A 1,335-nucleotide genomic window follows, 5' to 3' on the forward strand; every position below is an offset into this window, starting at 1 on the left:
GGATCGGCATCATCTGAGGCCGCCCGTCCGGTCCACGAGGGACCCGTCATGACCCAGGGCGACGTCGACGCTGATGCCGGTGTCCGGAATGTCCTCGGTTACTCCCCACGCTACTCCGCCGTAACCTCCCCCGGGCCGACCACCGCAGGAGTAGCCTCGGAGACATCCAGGGCATCCCGCATCCCGGTCCCCGTTCCGGCTTCGTTCTGGGTGCAGGACAGCCCGGCAGACCCCGCCCCGGCGGGCGGCCGGAGACGGGAACGGTGAATGCCGTGACCACTCGCACGCCCCAGCCCGCACGGCCCGGCCACGGCCTCACGGTCGCCGACGCCATGGAACCCTGCGACTACCAGATCGCCGACGACAGCACCGTCGACCAGGCCGACGACATCCTCCGCGGCGCCCACCTGGACTACCTCCTCGTCCGCGGCCACGACGGCCGGTGCGAAGGGCTGGTCACCCGCACCGGACTCCACCCGTTCCTCACCCGCTCCTGGTACACCGAGCGGACCGCCGTCAGCGCCACCGCCCACCAGCGCGGCCCGTTCGCCTGGCCGACCATGGGCCTGACCCTGGCCTCGATCGCCATGCGGATCAAGCACCTGGCGGTCTGGCCCGTCGTCGACGAGGACGGCTACATCCTCGGCGTGCTCACCGCGGACCGCGCCACCGGCCTGCTCACCGCCGCGCCCGCGTGACCCACGGCACCCGGCCGGCCCCGAACCAGGCACCTGCCGACCCTGCTCCGGGAAGCCCGTCCGGCTCCCGGAGCAGGGTCGACGACGCGCATGGTCAGTCGGCGAGCGGAAGATAGACCCGGTTGCCCCGGGCCGCGAACTCGGCCCACTTCTCGGCCATGCCCGCCAGAGCCTCGGCATCGAACCCGCTGGAGACGGCCGTCGATCCGTCACCGTGCTCGTCGCGGATCTTCTGGGAGATCTTCATCGAGCAGAACTTCGGGCCGAGACCACCACCTTGTCGCTGGACCGACGCCCCGATGGGCCCACCCACGCGACCGCAGGACTGGCCTGGCGCGCCGCCGCGACGGACAAGTGCCGGGTCTGGCCGATCAGCCCGCGAACAGGCCGGGAACACCGATCCGACCACCGTTCCGGCCAAGGGCGTGGCGCTGTCTCGAACGGCCTTCCGGCTACCCGGGACAGCGCCACGCGTGGACGAGCGTCAGTCCGTCGGCGGGAAGTGGACCCACTCCTGACGCGCGCCGCCCATCACGGCGAGGGCTAAGGCCTGTCTGATAATTGATCTTGTGGCAGGTCGAGGCGAGTTGACGGACGTGGTGTGGGAGCGGATAGAGCCCCTGCTGCCGCAGGTGGA

2 protein-coding genes are annotated in these 1,335 nt (G+C 71.2%); one reads left to right on the forward strand and one right to left on the reverse strand.

The features are described 5' to 3' along the window. The first annotated feature begins 272 nt into the window (after nt 1-272). Nucleotides 273-698 (forward strand): CBS domain-containing protein, encoded by a 426-nt coding sequence (locus ACIQOV_RS41655; protein WP_401056380.1) that lies wholly within the window; start codon nt 273-275, stop codon nt 696-698. Between the two features lie 94 nt (nt 699-792). On the opposite strand, the gene ACIQOV_RS41660 is transcribed toward ACIQOV_RS41655, so the two are convergent. Continuing rightward, the gene (locus ACIQOV_RS41660; protein ID WP_401056382.1) at nt 793-945 is read right to left on the reverse strand and encodes a thiamine biosynthesis protein ThiC; all 153 of its coding nucleotides are present in this window, start codon (nt 943-945) and stop codon (nt 793-795) included. Nucleotides 946-1,335: the final 390 nt, after the last annotated feature.

Origin of the sequence: Kitasatospora sp. NPDC091257 (genome assembly GCF_044757675.1) — a bacterium.
In the GTDB taxonomy this organism is placed as follows: domain Bacteria; phylum Actinomycetota; class Actinomycetes; order Streptomycetales; family Streptomycetaceae; genus Kitasatospora; species Kitasatospora lactacystinica.